Origin of the sequence: Chondromyces apiculatus DSM 436, assembly GCF_000601485.1 — a bacterium.
GTDB classification, from domain to species: domain Bacteria; phylum Myxococcota_A; class Polyangia; order Polyangiales; family Polyangiaceae; genus Chondromyces; species Chondromyces apiculatus.
In genome coordinates, this window is record NZ_ASRX01000044.1 from 23,568 (window position 1) to 40,046 (window position 16,479).

Genomic DNA, 16,479 nt, shown 5'->3' on the forward strand with positions numbered 1-16,479 from the left:
GTGCCTCACGCGGCGTGCCTTCCCCGGAGCATTCAGGGCGTCGCGAACGTCGCGACCTCACCCCGCGGTCACGCGCGTTCTTCCCCGCTCATCCCCGCCCGCTCATCCCCGCCCGCTCAGCCCCCCCGTGCCCCCTCGCCTCCGCTAGCCCCCCGCCCCTTCCCCGCCTAAGCTGCGCCCACTTCAATGTGGCAGTCCCTACCTGAGTTCGGCACGGGTGTCCTCTACGCCATCCTCGTGGCGGCCGCTTACACCTTCGCGGTCGCGCTTGCGGCAGGCCAGGGTCGCCCGCGGCTCCTGCAAGCCGCGCGGCTCGGTGCCTACGGGACCGTGGCGCTCATCGGCCTCGGGGTGCTGGTGCTGGCGTATGCGTTCGTGAGCCACGATTTCCGGCTCTCGTACGTCTCGCGGTACAGCGATCGCTCGATGAGCACGCCCTACCTGATCGCGGCGCTCTGGGGCGGTCAGGATGGGTCGCTGCTCTGGTGGCTGTTCCTGACCGGCATCTTCTCCGCCGGCTGCGTGATCTGGCTCAAGCGGCGGTATCTGGAGCTTCAGCCCTACGTGATCGCGACGCTCATGAGCATCCTCATGTTCTTCGCGATCCTGATGATCTTCGCCGCGAACCCGTTCTCCACGAACGTCGCGGGCGCGCCGGTGGACGGCAGCGGCCTGAACTACCAGCTCCGCAACTTCTACATGATCATCCACCCGCCGAGCCTCTACATCGGGTTCACGAGCGCGGCGGTGCCCTTCGCCTTCGCCGTCGCCGCGCTGGCCACGGGAAGGCTCGACAGCGAGTGGATCGTGGCCACGCGCAAGTGGATGCTCTTCTCCTGGCTGTTCCTCTCCATCGGGAACGTGCTCGGCATGCTCTGGGCCTACGAGGAACTCGGCTGGGGTGGCCCCTGGGCCTGGGATCCCGTGGAGAACGCGGCGTTCCTCCCGTGGCTCACCGCGAGCGCCTACGTGCACTCGACGATGATCCAGGAGCGCCGGGGCATGCTCAAGGTCTGGAACGTCTTCCTGATCTGCATGACGTTCTTCCTCACCATCTTCGGCACCTGGCTCACCCGCTCCGGCCTGATCGCCAGCGTGCACTCCTTCGCGCAGTCCGGCATCGGGATCTTCTTCGTCTACTTCATGGGCCTGATCATCGCGACCTGCGCGGCCCTCATCGTCTACCGGCTCCCCAGGCTGCGCAGCCAGGGGCAGTTCGAGTCCGTCCTCTCGCGCGAGACGGCCTTCCTCCTCAACAACTGGGGCCTGTTCAGCCTGATGGTGTTCATCGCGGCGGCCACCGTGTGGCCGCGCATCAGCGAGTGGCTGCTCGATCAGAAGTCGGCGCTCGGACCGACCTTCTACAACGCCTGGATACCGCCGATCGCGCTCACCGTGTTCCTGCTCATGGGCATCGCCCCGCTCCTCGGGTGGCGCAAGACGTCGCCGGAGCTGTTCCGCAAGAGCTTCCGGTGGCCGGTGGCCGTCATGGTGCTCGTCGCCGGAGCCCACCTGCTCCTCGGGCGCCGGGTCGGCTTCCCCGCGTTCGTGGCCGTGGATCCCATCTATGAAGGCACGCTCGGACGCGCCCTGGCCGGCATGGCTTCCACCTACCCCTTCTTCACCATCGCCTTCGCCGCCTTCAACGTCACCGTCGTCGTGCAGGAGTTCGCGCGCGGGATCGCGGCGCGGCAGAAGCGCGGCGGTGAGTCGGTCTTCGCCTCGCTCTTCAACCTGGTCGCGAAGTCGCGGCGCCGCTACGGCGGCTACATCGTCCACGTGGGCATCGCGATCATGTTCGTCGGCTTCGCAGGGCGCGCCTGGGGCGTCGACAAGGAGGTGACGCTCAAGCCAGGGGAGACGGTCACCATCGAGGAGTACAAGCTCTCCTACCAGGGCACCCGCATGGAGCTGGACACCGAGAAGCGGATGCTCTTCGCGGACCTCGACGTGGAGCGGCACGGCAAGCCTGTCGGCCGTATCAGCCCGGCGAAGTTCATCTACAAGGCCGGCGACATGCCCTCCAGCGAGGTGGCGCTCCACGTCACCCTCCGCAACGACCTGTACGTGGTCCTCGGGATGGCGAACCCGCAGGACAAGCGCGCCTCGTTCCAGCTCCACGTGAACAGCCTGATCTCGTTCATGTGGGTAGGCGCCGTCGTCCTCGCGCTCGGAGCCATCGTGGCGATGTGGCCCGAGATCACCTTCGAGGAAGCGGGAGCCTTTGCCTACGTGCGGGCCGCAGCGTCCGTGGGGACCTCGCTCCTGTTCGGGTTGCTCCTCGCCGGAGGGCCAGCCATGGCCTACGGCGGAGGGACGATCACCGAGCGCTGGGGGCCACGCGCCGAACAGATGCGCGAAGCACCATGGGAGGCTGGTTCCTCGGCCGCGGGCTTGCCGGGTGCCGGCGACATCCTGCCGCCTGCTGCTGCACCGGCGGTACACACGTCTCCATGAACACCCGACGACGCCTCTTCCAGGCAGCAACCCTCCTCCTCGCAGGAGTGATCGGGTTCTTCGTGATGCTGCGCTCCCCGGAGCCCGCGCATGGTCAGGGGATCATGGCGCGCTGGGGGACGGTGGGCATCGAGACCGAGGAAGAGCGGCAGCTCTTCTGGAGCTTGCTGTGCATGTGTGGTTGCCCCCGGGAGACGCTGGGGACCTGCACCTGCGGCACGGCCCACGCCATCCGCGACGAGCTGCGCGCCGATCTCGGCGCAGGCAAGACGATCTCCCAGATCCAGGATGCTTACATCGGGCGCTTCGGACCCCAGGCCCTCTCCGTGCCGCGCAACCAGGGGGCCTCGCGCGCGCTCTACCTCGTCCCGCTCGCCGCGATAGGCCTGGGAGCCGCGCTCCTCGTGGTGACACTCAGGCGCTGGCGGCGACGCAGCGACGAGGAACGCGCCGCCGCGCCTCCCACCGACACCAACGCCGTTGCGACGGACAGGCGCGACGAGTACGACGACCGCCTCGACCAGGAGCTGGAGAAGCTCAACCGCGAATGAGCCCCAAGAAGCCCGCCGTGGAGCCCGCTCCCTCTGACACCGAAGACGACGACGACAGCGAGGATACCGCTGGCAGCGACGCCGCCGGCACCGCTCCCACCGGTACCGACGACGCCAGGTCTGCCCAGGAGGCCTCGCCGCCAGCGTCACCCGCGTCACCCGCGTCACCCGCGTCACCCGCGCGCGGCACCTCGCTCGATGACCGCGTGACCGAGTACGCGAAGCTCATCTACCCCATCGTGGTGCTCGGGGGCTGCGTCCTGGCGGGTACTTTCGTCGGGCCTGCGCTGGCGATCCTGGTGCTGGCGAGCGGCGTGCTCCTCGGCGTCATCGTGCTCTTCTGGTCGAGCTTGCGCACGCTGCTGGGCGAGACAGCGCTCAGCGGCGCCGACGCCTATGCGATCGGCGTACCCCGTGCCGAGGAAGAACAGAAGCAGGCCGTCCTGCGCGCGCTCAAGGACCTCGAGTTCGAGCGCAGCGTGGGCAAGATCAGCGACGAGGACTATGCGGAGCTCGTCGCCAAGTACCGCGCCGAGGCCAAGCGCCTCCTGCGCATCCTCGACGAAGACGCCCAGCCGCGGCGCAGGCACGTCGAGGCGCTGGTCTCCGAGCATCTGCGTCGCGCGGGCCTGGGAGGCGCGGACACGGAGCGCCGTCCCGACGCCGCGGAGCACGCCGGAACACGCGACGGCACGGAACCGCAAGCTGCCCGGGCTGCGGTGCCCCCCCGCGGGCACGCCTGTGCGGCATGCGGCACGATGAACGACGAGGACGCGGTCTTCTGCAAGAAGTGCGGTGCCAGGCAGCAGGCGACGGACTCTGGCACCCTCGAAGCCGGGGAGGATGCCCCGCGTAGCACTGGCGCGGCGGGCGCGTCGCCTTCACCCGAGGAGTCGCCGTGATCTGGAAGCTACGGACAGGGTGCACGGCAGCGCTCCTCGGGCTCTTCGTGGCCGCACCGGTCGGTGTTCACGCCCAGCCCTCCAACGCCGGGACCCCGAAGGCGAGCCCCTCCGCTGCTGCCACCTCGAGCAGCCGCGCCGCTACGACGGGCAACGCTCCCGACGCGAGCGCACCCGCTGCTGCCGCTGCTGCCACAGACGCGCTCCCCGCGGGTCACCCGCCCGTCGGCGAGACTCCGGCCGGGCATCCCCCTGTGGGCGCCCCCCCTCCAGGCCACCCTCCCACCGGAGGCGCAGCTCAGGCACGGCCGGGGATGCAGGACTTCTTCACCCCTCCGCCCAACGGCGCCGAAGAGGATCCCTCACTCCCTCGCGGCTCCCTCGTGGTCACCATCCGGGACGCGCAGGATCGCCCCATCCCGGGTGCTCCGATCCGCCTCGACATCCTTCATAGCTCGGTCGCTCGCGGCGACTCGCGCGAGCGCAAGAACGCCGTCGGTGACGATACCGGATCCGCACGCTTCGACGGTCTGGGGGCTGGCTCGGCGATCACCTACCGGGTGTCGACGACCCGCGGCCCTGCCACCTTCTCGGCGCCGCCCTTCCCCCTCGGCGATCAGGCCGGGAAGCGCGCCGTGGTGCACGCCTACGACGCCACCGAGAACCTCGATCAAGTCTTCGTCCTCTCGCAGGGCTCGGTGTTCCTCGCCCTCCGCGATGACGCGATCGTCGTCGAGCAGTCCGTCACCCTCGGCAACCTGGACGCCACCGCCTGGATGGCCGACTTCACCATCAAGCTGCCCGAGGGCTTCAAGGCACTCAACCGGGAAGACCCCACCACCGACGTCCGGCTCGACGAGGTGCACCAGGTGGGCGTGGCGCTGCGCGGAACGGTTGCGCCCGGGCGCCACGACCTCCGCTTCCGCTACAACGTCCCTCTCGAGCGGAGCGCGCGGCAGACCATCCGCATCGAGCCTTCGCCGCGCCTCGCCCAGACCCAGGTCATCGCCGAAGCCGCGAAGAACATGGGCCTCGAGGTCATCGGCTTTCCTGACGCCCAGAGGACGGAGCTGCGCAACGGGATGAAGGTGCTGTTCAGCGAGCAGCGCGCCCAGCGACAGAGCGGCGGGCTCAAGACGCTGGTGATCACCCTGAGCGGCCTGCCCACCCCGCCTCCCGGTCGCTGGGTGGCGATTGGCCTCGCCGCCATTGCCGTGCTCGGGTCGCTGGCGTTCGTCGTCCAGAAAAAGGAAGGCTCGGACACGCCCGATGACAACGCCCAGCGTGATCTCCTGGAAGCGCATGACGCCCTGCTGAACGAGTTCGTGGAACTCGAGCGGGCCCGGAAGCGAGAGGACATCGGGCCCCGCACCTACGCCCGGGTACGCGAAGCCTTGCTCGACGCGCTCGCGCGGATCGTGACCAGGCTCGAAGAGACGGCCAAGATCCCCGAATCGCCCGAGCCTCAGGCCGCGCTGTCGCCCGAGCCTGCGCCGCGCGCCAGGCGCCCCCGTCGAGACGACAAAGGCAGCACCCGGCCTCGCTCCGGGCGCGACCCGGAGAGCTCTCCCTGAGGCGTCGCTCCGCATCCAGGAAGCATGACGCCCCGCATGCGGACTGCGATCGCCACAGCCCTTGTTGCCCTCTGCCTGATCGGCGCCGTCACCTGGATCGCGGCGTCACGCGCGGGCCCTGTCGCACGCTGTCCTGACGGCATGCTCCCCTTCGGTCCACGCTGCTGCGGAGAAGGCCAGCACCTCGACACGGAGAACCGGTGCCAGGGAACCCCCACCCGCTGCGCTGCCGCGCTGCGTCCCACGCCCGAAGGCTGCGTGAGCGACAGCGACCCCGTGACGATTCCAGGGGGCACGCTTCGCCTCGGCCCGGGCGACTGGGAGGCTCAGGGCATCGTCGAGCCCCACGAGGCCTCGCTCCCGCCGTTCGCCCTCGATCGATTCGAGGTGACCGAGGCGAGGTACACCGCTTGCGTCACCGCGGCCGCGTGCGCGCCCGTCCCCATGCGCGGCGAGCAGGGCCTGCCCGTGACCGGCGTCACCCTCGCCGAGGCTTCCCGTTGCTGCGCCTTCGCGGGAGGCATGGTCCCCTCGCGCGACCAGCTCGCCCTGGCTGCCGCCGGGACCGCGGGTCGCCGTTACCCGTGGGGCGATACCGGCGCCGTGTGCCGGCGCGCCGCGTTCGGTCTGCTGGATGGCCCCTGCGGCGAAGACGCCAGCGGCCCGGACCTCGCAGGCAGCCGCCCTGCAGGTGCCTCGCCGCAAGGTGTCCTCGACCTCGCAGGCAACGTCGCCGAATGGACGTCTCCCCCCGATCCTGCGGCGCCCACGAGCGACGTGGTGGGTGGCTCCTGGATGGATGCAGGTGCTCCGGCACTGCGCACGTGGAGCGTCCGTCGCCTCCCGGTGACGACCCGGGCGCGCGATATCGGCTTCCGCTGCGCATACCCCCTTCGCTGAACCCGCCCCTGGCTCCCGCTCCCTTGCGCTACAGTCCCTCTTCCTTATGACCGTCGCGCTCCTCTCGATCGGCACCGAGCTCACGCGAGGCGAGATCGTGAACACCAACGCCTCGTGGCTCGCCAGCGAGCTCACCGCCGTCGGGTTCACCGTCAACACGTCAGATACCGTCGACGATGACCTCGATCGCATCGTCGCTGCGCTTCACCGGCTCGCCGAGACGCACCCCCTGGTCATCTCCACCGGCGGGCTCGGACCCACCACCGACGACCTCACCGCGCTCGCCGCCGCGCGCGCCGGGGGTGTCGAGCTGGTGCGCGACGAGAGCACGCTCCTCGCCATCCGGCGCCGCGTCGAGGCCCGGGGCAAGACCATGAACGCGGGCCACGAGAAGCAGGCCGACGTCCCTGCCAACTCGGAGATCCTCCCGAACAGCGCCGGGACGGCCCCTGGCTTCGCCATCCGTCTCCGCAACGCCACCGTCTACTTTCTCCCGGGCGTCCCGCGCGAGATGAAGACCATGTTCGCCGAGCAGGTGCTCCCGCGCATCCGCAGCAGCGCGCCCAACAACACCCACCAGTTCCGCCTGCGCACCTACGGCCTCGGCGAATCGGTGATCGGCGGACGCCTCGAAGGCATCGAGGAGGCCTACCCAGGCATCACCCTCGGCTATCGCGTGCACTTCCCGGAGGTGGACGTGAAGGTCCACGCGCGGGGGGCGACGCAGTCCATCGCCCGGGACCTGGCCGCCCAGGCCACCGCCAAGGTGCGTGAGCGCCTCGCGAGCGTGTTGTACGGGGAAGGCGACGACGCCTTTCCCGACGTCGTGGGTCGCACGGTCCGCGCCCGCGGCTGGCGGCTGGCGCTCTCCGAGTCCTGCACGGGCGGCATGATCGCGCACCTGCTCACCAGTTACCCCGCCAGCGACTACTTCGTCGGTGGCGCCGTCACCTATGCGAACAGCGCGAAGACCCGCCTCCTCGGCGTCTCGGAAGACACCCTGCGCGGGCACGGCGCGGTCTCCGCCGAGGTCGCCGCCGAGATGGCCGAGGGAGCCCGGCGTCTCTGCGAGGTCGACGTGGCCTTGTCCGTGACCGGCATCGCCGGGCCCACGGGCGGCACTGCCACCAAGCCTGTCGGGCTCGTGTACTGGGCGGTCGCCCACCCCGGGGGCACGGTGGTGCGGAGCAGCGTCTTCCCTGGTGATCGTCAGGAGATCCGCATCGCTGCGGCCTACGCCGTGCTGGACCTCCTCCGCCGCATCGCCGGGAACCTCCCGGAGCTGTCGGCTCAGGAGGCCCCGGCGGCGCGGTGAGGCTCAGTTGGGCGCTTGCCGCGTGAAGGTGAGCTTGTCCCCCTCGCGACCGATCGTCACCGCATCTCCCTGGCGCAGCTCGCCGCCGAGCACGCGCCTGGCCAGCTCGTCCTCGATGTGCCGCTGGATGGCGCGCTTGAGCGGCCGAGCACCGTACTGAGGATCCCACCCTTCCTCGATGAGGAAGTCCTTCGCCGGCCCGGTCACCTCGAGCGACAACCCCCGCCGCGCGAGCCGCTTCCGGAGCAGGTTGAGCTGGATGTCCACGATGGTCCCAATCTGGTCGTGGCCAAGCCGCCGGAAGACGATCAGCTCGTCGAGGCGGTTCAGGAACTCCGGCCTGAAGTGCTTGCGCACCTCGTCGAGCACCGCGCGACGCACCATCTCCGCCTTCGCCACCGGATCGAGGTGGACCTGCTCCTCGACCGCAGCCGCCGCCGGCGTCCCCAGGTTCGAGGTCAGGATCAAGATCGTGTTCTTGAAGTCGACCGTGTTGCCCTGGCCATCCGTGAGCCTCCCGTCGTCGAGCACCTGAAGCAGCACGTTCCACACGTCGGCGTGGGCCTTCTCGATCTCATCGAAGAGCACCACCGTGTAAGGTCGCCTCCGCACCGGCTCGGTGAGCTGACCTCCCTCCTCGTACCCCACGTAGCCTGGAGGCGCGCCGATCAGGCGAGCCACCGCATGGCGTTCGCCGTACTCGCTCATGTCGAGCCTCACCATGGCCCGCTCGTCGTCGAACAGGAACTCCGCCAGCGCCTTGGCGAGTTCTGTCTTGCCTACCCCCGTCGGCCCCAGGAACACGAATGATCCGATGGGCCGCCGCTCATCGCCGAGCCCGGCGCGGCTCCGCCGGATGGCATTCGACACCGCCCGGAGCGCATCCTCCTGTCCCACCACCCGCTTGCGCAGCTCCTCCTCCAGACGCAGGAGCTTCTGCATCTCGCTCTCGAGCATCTTGGAGATCGGGATCCCTGTCCACTTGGAGACGACAGCGGCGATGTCCTCGTCGTTGACCTCCTCCTTCAGGTAGCTCTGCTTCCCCTGCACCTGCCCCAGGGTCTCCCGCAGCGTGGCGAGCTTCCGCTCCGTCTCCGGGATGCGGCCGTAATGGATCTCCGCCGCCTTCCCCAGATCACCCACCCGCTTGTAGCGCTCCTCCTCCATCCGCATCTCCTCGATCTGCGGCTGTAGCGAGCGGATCTCCCCGATCACCTCCTTCTCGCGCATCCACTGCGCCCGCATGGCGTCGCGCTGGGCCTGCAGGTCGGCGATCTCGCGCTTCACCTCCTCCAGCCGCGCCTTGCTCCCCTTGTCCTTCTCCCGGGTGAGCGCTTGCTCCTCCATCTGCAGCTTCAGCAGGTTGCGCTCCACCTGATCGATGGGCGTCGGCAGGCTGTCGATCTCCATGCGGATGCGCGACGCCGCCTCGTCCACGAGATCGATCGCCTTGTCCGGCAGGAACCGCTCGGTGATGTACCGGTTCGACAGCACCGCAGCCGCCACCAGCGCTGCATCCTGGATGCGGATGCCGTGGTGAACCTCGTAGCGCTCCTTCAACCCGCGCAGGATGGCGATGGTGTCCTCCACCGTCGGCTGCGACACGTAGACCTGCTGGAACCGCCGCTCCAGCGCAGCGTCCTTCTCGATGCGCTTCCGGTACTCGTCGAGCGTGGTCGCGCCGATGCAGCGCAGCTCCCCGCGCGCCAGCGCCGGCTTCAGCATGTTCGCCGCATCCATCGCCCCCTCGGCCGCACCCGCGCCCACCAGCGTGTGCAGTTCGTCGATGAACAGGATGATCTTGCCCTGAGCCGCCTCGATCTCCTTCAGCACGGCCTTGAGGCGGTCCTCGAACTCCCCGCGGAACTTTGACCCGGCGACCATCGCCGCCAGGTCCAAGGCCGCGAGCTGCTTGTCCTTCAAGCCCTCGGGCACGTCACCCGCGATGATCCGCTGCGCCAGCCCCTCCACGATGGCCGTCTTGCCCACGCCGGGTTCCCCGATGAGCACCGGGTTGTTCTTGGTCCGCCGCGAGAGCACCTGCATCACCCGACGGATCTCCTCGTCACGGCCGATGACCGGATCGATCTTCCCCTGACGCGCGAGCTTGGTGAGATCCTTCGTGTACTTCTCGAGCGCCTGGAACTTCCCCTCGGGATCCCGGTCGGTCACCCGCTGGTTGCCGCGCACCGACGCGAGCGCCGCGAGGATCTTGTCGTACCCGACGCCCACCCGCTCCAGCAGGCTCTGCACGTCCTTGTCGGTCTTCACGGCCGCCAGGAGGACGTGCTCCGTCGAGATGAAATCGTCCTTCAGCGCCTTCGCCTCGTCCTCGGCCTTCTGCAGGACGGCGAGGGAACGCCGCGACAGGTTCGGCTCTGCGCCACCGCTCACCTGAGGGTAGCTCTCGATCCTGGCGTCGAGCTGGCGCTGGAGCGCGGCGGGATCCGCTCCCGCCTTCTGCACCAGCGGCCCCACCACACCGCCTTCTTGATCGACGAGCACACGGAGCAGGTGCTCGGGGTAAAGCTCTGGGTTGCCGCGCCGACTGGCGAGGTCCACCGCAGCGCGTACAGCTTCCTGGGCCTTGGTCGTCATTCGGTCGATTCGCATGGCACCCCCAAGCTAAGGCAGTGAGCCTGCCTTGCAAGGGTCCGCCCAAGCAAACCTCCTGCCAGCGACGCCTGCCGGCCTGAGCGCCGGATCCAGGCCCGCAGGGGCAAGACGCGACGAAAGGCTCGGGTGGATCGCGGGGGGGGTGGGGCGGCGGGGGCGCGTGCCCCTGCCGTGGAGACTAAATGTCGAGGTTCTTCACCTGGAGCGCGTTCTGCTCGATGAACTGCCGCCGCGGCTCGACCTGATCGCCCATGAGAATGGTGAACAGCTCATCCGTCTTCACGGCGTCGTCGATGCGCACCTGGAGCAGCGTGCGGGCATCGGGGTTCATCGTCGTCTCCCACAGCTCGTCGGCGTTCATCTCGCCGAGGCCTTTGTAGCGGCTGATGCTGATCCCCTTGCGGCCGCGCTCCTCCAGGAAGTCGGAGAGCGCCTCCCCGTCGGCGATCTCCTGCTCGGCACCGCCCCCGCTGCTCTTGTAGGGCGCGTCGCCCACGGAGAGCAGATCGTTCTCGATCTCGAGTGCGTCCTTGTACTCGGGGGAGTCGAGCAGGTTCCAGTCGATCACGCTGGTCCGCGCGTTCGCGCCCGGGCGCGAGGGGACCTCGATCCGGCTCGTCCCGTGCTCGGAGTCGTGATGGAGGATGGGGGTCCTGAACATGTCCGGGTACCTCTTGTTCAGGTACTCGTGGAGCCGCGCCCGCGCCGCCTCCACTTTCTGCGGATCGCGCAGATCGTCGCGCGACAGCGGGGTTGGCCGGCTCGACCGGAGCACCGCGGCCACCACGCGCGCGTCGCAGCGCTTGTCCAGGTTGGAGAGCACCACCTTGAAGCGCTTCATCCCCTGCGCCAGCCGGTAGAGGGGTTGACCGGTGGTCAGCCGCCCATCCGCGGAGATCAGCTCCAGGCCCTCGACCGCGTTATTCACGAGGAATTCGTCGAGCGCCGCCTGATCCTTCAGGTACAGGTCGCGCTTGCCCTTGCGCACCCGGTAGAGCGGCGGCTGTGCGATGTACAGGTAGCCGTTCGACATCACGTCCCGCATCTGGCGGAAGAAGAACGTGAGCAGCAGCGTGCGGATGTGCGAGCCGTCGACGTCGGCATCGGTCATCAGGATGATCTTGTGGTAGCGCAGCTTGTCGATCTCGAAGCCGCCGGCTTCGTTGATCCCGCACCCGAGCGCGGTGATCAGCGTCCCCACCTCCGCGGAGCTCAGCATCTTGTCGAGGCGTGCCCGCTCCACGTTGAGGATCTTCCCGCGGAGCGGGAGGATTGCCTGGAAGTGCCGGTCTCGCCCCTGCTTCGCGCTCCCGCCGGCGCTCTCACCCTCGACGATGTAGAGTTCGCTCTTCTCCGGATCCTTCGACTGACAGTCGGCAAGCTTGCCCGAGAGGGACGTCACGTCGAGGGTCCCCTTGCGGATCACCTCCCGCGCTTTGCGCGCCGCCTCGCGCGCCTTGGCGGCCACCACCGCCTTCTCGATGATCTTGCGGGCGTTCTGGGGGTTCTCCTCGAAGTACTGCGCCAGCTTCTCGTTGACGATTCCCTCGACGATCCCCTTCACCTCGCTCGAGACCAGCTTCGATTTCGTCTGTGAATCGAAGGAGGGGTCGGGGTGCTTCACGCTGAGCACGCAGGTGAGCCCCTCGCGCACGTCCTCGCCCTGCAGGCCCTGCTTCAGGTCCTTGAAGTGGTTCTGGGCAGTGCCGTAGGCATTGATCGTCTTCGTCAGCGCTGCGCGCAGCCCCGTCAGGTGGGTGCCGCCGTCCTTGTTGTGGACGTTGTTCGTGTAACAGAAGATCGCCTCCTGGTACGACGCGTTCCACTGCAGCGCGACCTCCACGGAGATGGGCGGCCCCGGGCGTCCTCCCTCGCCCGAACTCTCCTGCTGCGCCACGAACTCCACCACCTGCTCGTGGATGGGCTCCTTGGTCTTGTTGAGCAGCGCCACAAACTCGCCGATCCCGCCCCGGTACTCGTAGACCTCGCTCTTCCCCTCGGGACGCTGGTCTTCCAGGTGAATGCGCAGCCCTGCATTCAGAAACGCCAGCTCCCGCAGCCGGCTCGCCAGGATGTCGAAGCTGAAGTCCGTGGTGCTGAAGATCTGCGTATCGGGCTTGAAGGTGATCTTGGTCCCCGTCTTGTCGGTCTCGCCGATGACCTGGAGCCTGTCGACCGGCGCACCGCGCGAGTACTCCTGGAACCAGACCTTCCCCTCGCGCTTGATTTCTAGCTTGAGCGTCTCCGACACCGCGTTGACGGCGCTCACCCCGACGCCGTGCAGCCCGGCCGAGACCTTGTAGCTCGCGTTGTCGAACTTCCCGCCCGCGTGCAGAACGGTCATCACGACCTCGGCCGCGCTCACGCCCTTCGCGTGCATCCCCACGGGGATGCCCCGGCCATTGTCCTCGCAGGAGACGGACCCATCGAAATGGACGGTGATATGAATCTCCGAGCAAGCGCCTGCCAGGTGCTCGTCGACGGCGTTGTCGATCACCTCCCACACCAGGTGGTGGAGGCCCGACCCATCGTGAACATCCCCGATGTACATCCCGGGGCGCTTGCGCACCGCCTCGAGGCCCTCGAGCGCCGTGATGCTGTGGGCATCGTACGAGGTGGGCACGGGAGGCGTGGACGGCTGAACTTGCGACGTGGATTCGATCATCATGGTCCTGTGGGGGCACCGGTATCGCGGCCCCGCGATCCGCTGAGGCCGACGGAGCACACCCCACGGACTGATCGAGCAACAACCGCGGCCGCTGCACGGGTTCACCCGTGGGCTGGCCGCCCAGCCTCTCAGCGCTGAAGCGCTTGAGCGCTTGAGCGCTTGATCATTCGCGTGCAGGCGGCTCCTTGAGCCCCGCAAGAGACGCGAAAATCTAGCCGAAATGCCCTGTTCGGGCAAGGCTATCCCCTGCTCCGCAACGCGCTCCAGGACCTCTTTTCCAGGCGTGAATTCCGCCTCCGCCGTCCCTACGGCCGCTCGCCTGGCGATAGCGGGGTCACCGCCCCGTCCTGCACCCGGAAATCACGTCTATCGGCCGCATCCACGCCCGGAGTGACGATGAGCTCGCGGCGCGTGGTCGTCAGAAATACCTGCCCTCGTGCCGTCCCCAGGAACGTCAGCAATGCCTCGGTCCTGTCCGGGTCCAGCTCGCTCGAAACATCGTCGAGCAGGAGAATCGGCTCTACCCCTCGGGCCGCGCGGATCGTTGCCGTCTCGGCTGCCTTGAGCGCGAGCGTCAGCGCCCGGTGCTGCCCCTGGGAGGCCACGACCCGCACCGGGTGGCCATCGATCGACAGCTCGAGGTCATCCCGGTGCGGCCCGAAGCCCGCCGACGGCCGGTGTGCGTCCCGCCTCCGCTGCCCGGCGAGCGCCTCGCGCGCCGCCTGGACGTCCGCCGAACCCCCGGGTGCATAGCGCGCCGAAAGCGACAGTCCGGGCGCCGCGATGTGTGCGAAGGCGTGCTCCAGTTCCGGTCCCAGAGCCGTCACCGCTGCCGCCCGAGCCCGGGTCACTGCCGCGCCGTGCACCGCGCACAGCTCCTCGAACGCCTCGATCTCCGCATCGCCCACGGCCTCCGCCCGCTCCGCGCGCCGCAGGACCTCGTGCCTCGCCCGCAGCGCCCGATCGTACCTCGCCCGGTGATCCGCGCTCCTCGGGTCCATGAACAGCGCCAGCCTGTCGAGCAGCGTGCGACGACCGCTGGCAGGCCCGGTCGTGAGCGAGAGCTCGTTCGGGTGGAACGCCACCACGGGCGAGCGCGTCGCGAAGCTCGCCAGACTCGGAGGCCGGTTGCCGTCGATCAGCACGGCGCACCGCCGCCCCTCGATCGAAGCGACCTGCTCTCGCGCGAGCGGCGGCAGATCTCCCCACCGCTCCACGAACCTCGCGCGCACGCTGGCGACCTTCTCCCCGTGCTGCACCAGCTCCCCCATGCGGTGTGCCCTGAAGCTCCGCGAGGTCGCGGCGAAGTAGATCGCCTCGAGCAGGCTCGTCTTGCCGTGACCGTTGTTCCCCCAGATCACGTTCACCCGCGGCGCCGGTTGAACGTCGGCGTGCGCGACGTTGCGCACGCCGCGCACCAGCAGCCGTTCGAGGAGCAAGCTCGGCGGCGTTGCGCCCCCCGGACCTCCTGGCGCCTGCGGGGTCGTGAGGCTGAGCGCGATCGGGGAAGCGCTCAAATCCGCATCGGCATGATGACCGCGACGTAGCTCCGCTCACTCGACTCATTGCCCGCCTTGAGCACGGCGGGATCGAGTTCTCCGGAGATGCCGAAGATGATCTCTTCGTCGTCGATCCCGTTGAGCACGTCGAGGAAGTACTTCGCGTTGAAGCCGATGGTCAGCTCCGGGCCGTCGTAGTCGATGGTCAGCTCGTCGAAGGCATTGCCCGTGTCCGGGCTCTCGCTCGTGATCCTGAGCGAGCCCGACGTGACCGAGATCTTCACGCCACCGGTGCGATCGCTCGCCGCGAGCGAAATCGCCTTGAGGGCATCGGCGAGCGCCGAGCGCGGCGCGCGGATGGACCGCTCCGTCATCGCCGGGATAACCTGCTGGTAGGGCGGGAACTGGGCGTCGACGAGCTTCACGGAGAACTGCGTCCCCGCGATGGTGAAGAAGGCGCTCGGCCCGCTCTGGGTGATGGTCACCACGGGCGCGTCCTTCTCGGCGCGTGCCTCGTCGGCGAGCCGCCGCAGCTCGTGGATCGCCTTGAGCGGGATGAGCATCGTCGCCGTCGCGGCGCTGCCCGCCACCGTGGCCTCCATCTTGGAGAGCCGGTGCCCGTCGGTGCTCACCATCCGCACCCGATCCCCGGACCACTCGAACAGCGCGCTGTTCACGTGCGCCCGCGTCTCGTCCGTGGAGATCGAGAAGTGCGTCCGCGCGATGAGCAGCGCGAGCAGGTCCACGGGAAGCTCGAGCCGTGGCGCATCGGGCGTGGGCATCGGGAGCTGCGGAAACTCGGCCCCCGGAATACCGGGCAGCGTGTAGCGCCGCGGCGACCCCACCGCCTTGATGGTGGTCTGGGCCCCCTCGGAGGTCGTCACGTGAAGCGGCCCGTCCGGCATGGCCTTGATGCGTTCCAGCAGGTCACGCGCGGGCACCGCCACCGAACCGGGCGTCTTCACCTGGGCGTTCACCTGCCCCGTCACACCCAGGTACAGGTCGGTCGCGGAGACCCGCAACGTACTGCCATCGGCGGCGAGCAGGACGTTGGCGAGCGCCGGCATCGCGCTCTTCTTGTCCGCGACACCCTGGCAACGGCTGACGAGGCGAAGGAGGTCTTTCTTGGGGATCTCGAGGTCCATGGGTGGCTCCGGAGCCCGGACCCTTTAGCAGGGTTACCGCCCGGCGGTGCGGTCGAAATGCAACGTTCTCAGGGCATTGCGCGAGGCTCTCCCTCTCTTCTCTGGATATGGATAAGATCGATCTAGGTCTTTGTAGTAGGCCCTGGGGATGACGGGGATAACTCATCATTCCCCAGTCGGATCCAGCACTTGCCACGTTCACCCCTGGGGATAACCTTCGGCTCAAGGCCTGGGGATACCGGGGTGAACCGGCCAGGGTGCTCGATCCCGCAACTCCCCCCAGACAGCCCCCAGGACTGTCCCAGTGGTTATCCCCAGGATCCCCCCTAGGGATCGTCTGGGGGAATCCCTGAAAACCGTGGCTCGTGAGCACGGATGTTTTCACCCGTCAAACCGTGTGCACCTGCGCTTCCTCTGGCGATCCGGCGCTGTATTTTCAGTGGCCTTCGTTCGCCTTATGGCAGAAGGTAACAACCCCTTGGGCTTGGTTCGGTGCCTCCACTGCGGCCGCTTGCACGATACCGAGGCGCACGTGTGCCCGATCACCGGCCAGCCCATCGCCTCCCTCAACACGTCAGGTGCCTCCCGAACTGCGGGCCCTGTCGTGACGACTGCCGGACCCCCCCGTGCTCCCACCGGACCCGGCTCCCTCCAGAACGCTCCCTCCGCCTCCGTCGTCCCTCGACCAGGACCCGCCTCCACCCCGCGCCCCGGTCTTGTCGCCACGCCTCGTCCAGCTCCCCCAGCGCCTCCACCGCCCCCCGGAGCCATACGCGCCGGCCTCCCCGAAGCTGGAGCCCCTCCCCCTTACCGATCTCAGCCCTCACCCCAGAGCGCACCCACCTCCATCCC

The 16,479-nt window shown here is 68.6% G+C and carries 10 protein-coding genes; 6 read left to right on the forward strand and 4 right to left on the reverse strand.

Features of this window, described 5'->3' with window-relative positions:
• The first annotated feature begins 186 nt into the window (after positions 1–186).
• From CAP_RS25680 to CAP_RS25705, 6 genes are read left to right on the forward strand one after another with little or no spacing between them, the layout of a single operon-like run.
• Entirely contained in the window at positions 187–2,457 is a 2,271-nt protein-coding gene (locus CAP_RS25680; RefSeq protein ID WP_044245684.1) for a heme lyase CcmF/NrfE family subunit, read from the forward strand.
• The gene (locus CAP_RS25685) at positions 2,454–3,008 is read left to right on the forward strand and encodes a cytochrome c-type biogenesis protein (protein ID WP_044245686.1); all 555 of its coding nucleotides are present in this window, start codon (positions 2,454–2,456) and stop codon (positions 3,006–3,008) included. Before CAP_RS25680 ends, CAP_RS25685 begins: the two co-directional genes overlap by 4 nt.
• Positions 3,005–3,910 carry a zinc ribbon domain-containing protein gene (locus CAP_RS25690; protein ID WP_044245687.1) on the forward strand — a complete coding sequence of 302 codons (906 nt, stop codon included), beginning with the start codon at positions 3,005–3,007 and terminating at the stop codon, positions 3,908–3,910. The genes CAP_RS25685 and CAP_RS25690 overlap by 4 nt, the downstream gene beginning before the upstream one ends.
• Positions 3,907–5,484, forward strand: coding sequence for a carboxypeptidase-like regulatory domain-containing protein (locus CAP_RS25695; RefSeq protein ID WP_156041141.1), 1,578 nt, complete (start codon positions 3,907–3,909; stop codon positions 5,482–5,484). The genes CAP_RS25690 and CAP_RS25695 overlap by 4 nt, the downstream gene beginning before the upstream one ends.
• A gap of 36 nt (positions 5,485–5,520) precedes the next feature.
• Complete coding sequence (locus CAP_RS25700) at positions 5,521–6,384, forward strand: formylglycine-generating enzyme family protein (protein WP_044245692.1); 864 nt, start codon at positions 5,521–5,523, stop codon at positions 6,382–6,384.
• Between the two features lie 46 nt (positions 6,385–6,430).
• Positions 6,431–7,699: a CinA family nicotinamide mononucleotide deamidase-related protein gene (locus CAP_RS25705; RefSeq protein ID WP_044245693.1), complete on the forward strand. Its 1,269-nt coding sequence runs from the start codon at positions 6,431–6,433 to the stop codon at positions 7,697–7,699.
• A 3-nt stretch (positions 7,700–7,702) separates the two neighbouring features.
• Here the strand turns inward: CAP_RS25705 and clpB are convergent, their stop codons facing one another.
• The 4 genes from clpB to dnaN form a co-directional block, all read right to left on the reverse strand.
• A complete protein-coding gene (gene clpB / locus CAP_RS25710; protein WP_044245695.1) occupies positions 7,703–10,312 on the reverse strand; it encodes an ATP-dependent chaperone ClpB in 2,610 nt (869 codons plus the stop codon).
• Between the two features lie 181 nt (positions 10,313–10,493).
• A complete protein-coding gene (gyrB, locus tag CAP_RS25715; protein ID WP_231511693.1) occupies positions 10,494–12,983 on the reverse strand; it encodes a DNA topoisomerase (ATP-hydrolyzing) subunit B in 2,490 nt (829 codons plus the stop codon).
• Between the two features lie 305 nt (positions 12,984–13,288).
• Positions 13,289–14,500 (reverse strand): DNA replication/repair protein RecF, encoded by a 1,212-nt coding sequence (gene recF, locus CAP_RS25720; RefSeq protein WP_231511694.1) that lies wholly within the window; start codon positions 14,498–14,500, stop codon positions 13,289–13,291.
• Entirely contained in the window at positions 14,497–15,627 is a 1,131-nt protein-coding gene (gene dnaN / locus CAP_RS25725) for a DNA polymerase III subunit beta (RefSeq protein WP_044245698.1), read from the reverse strand. Before dnaN ends, recF begins: the two co-directional genes overlap by 4 nt.
• Between the last annotated feature and the right edge of the window lie 852 nt (positions 15,628–16,479).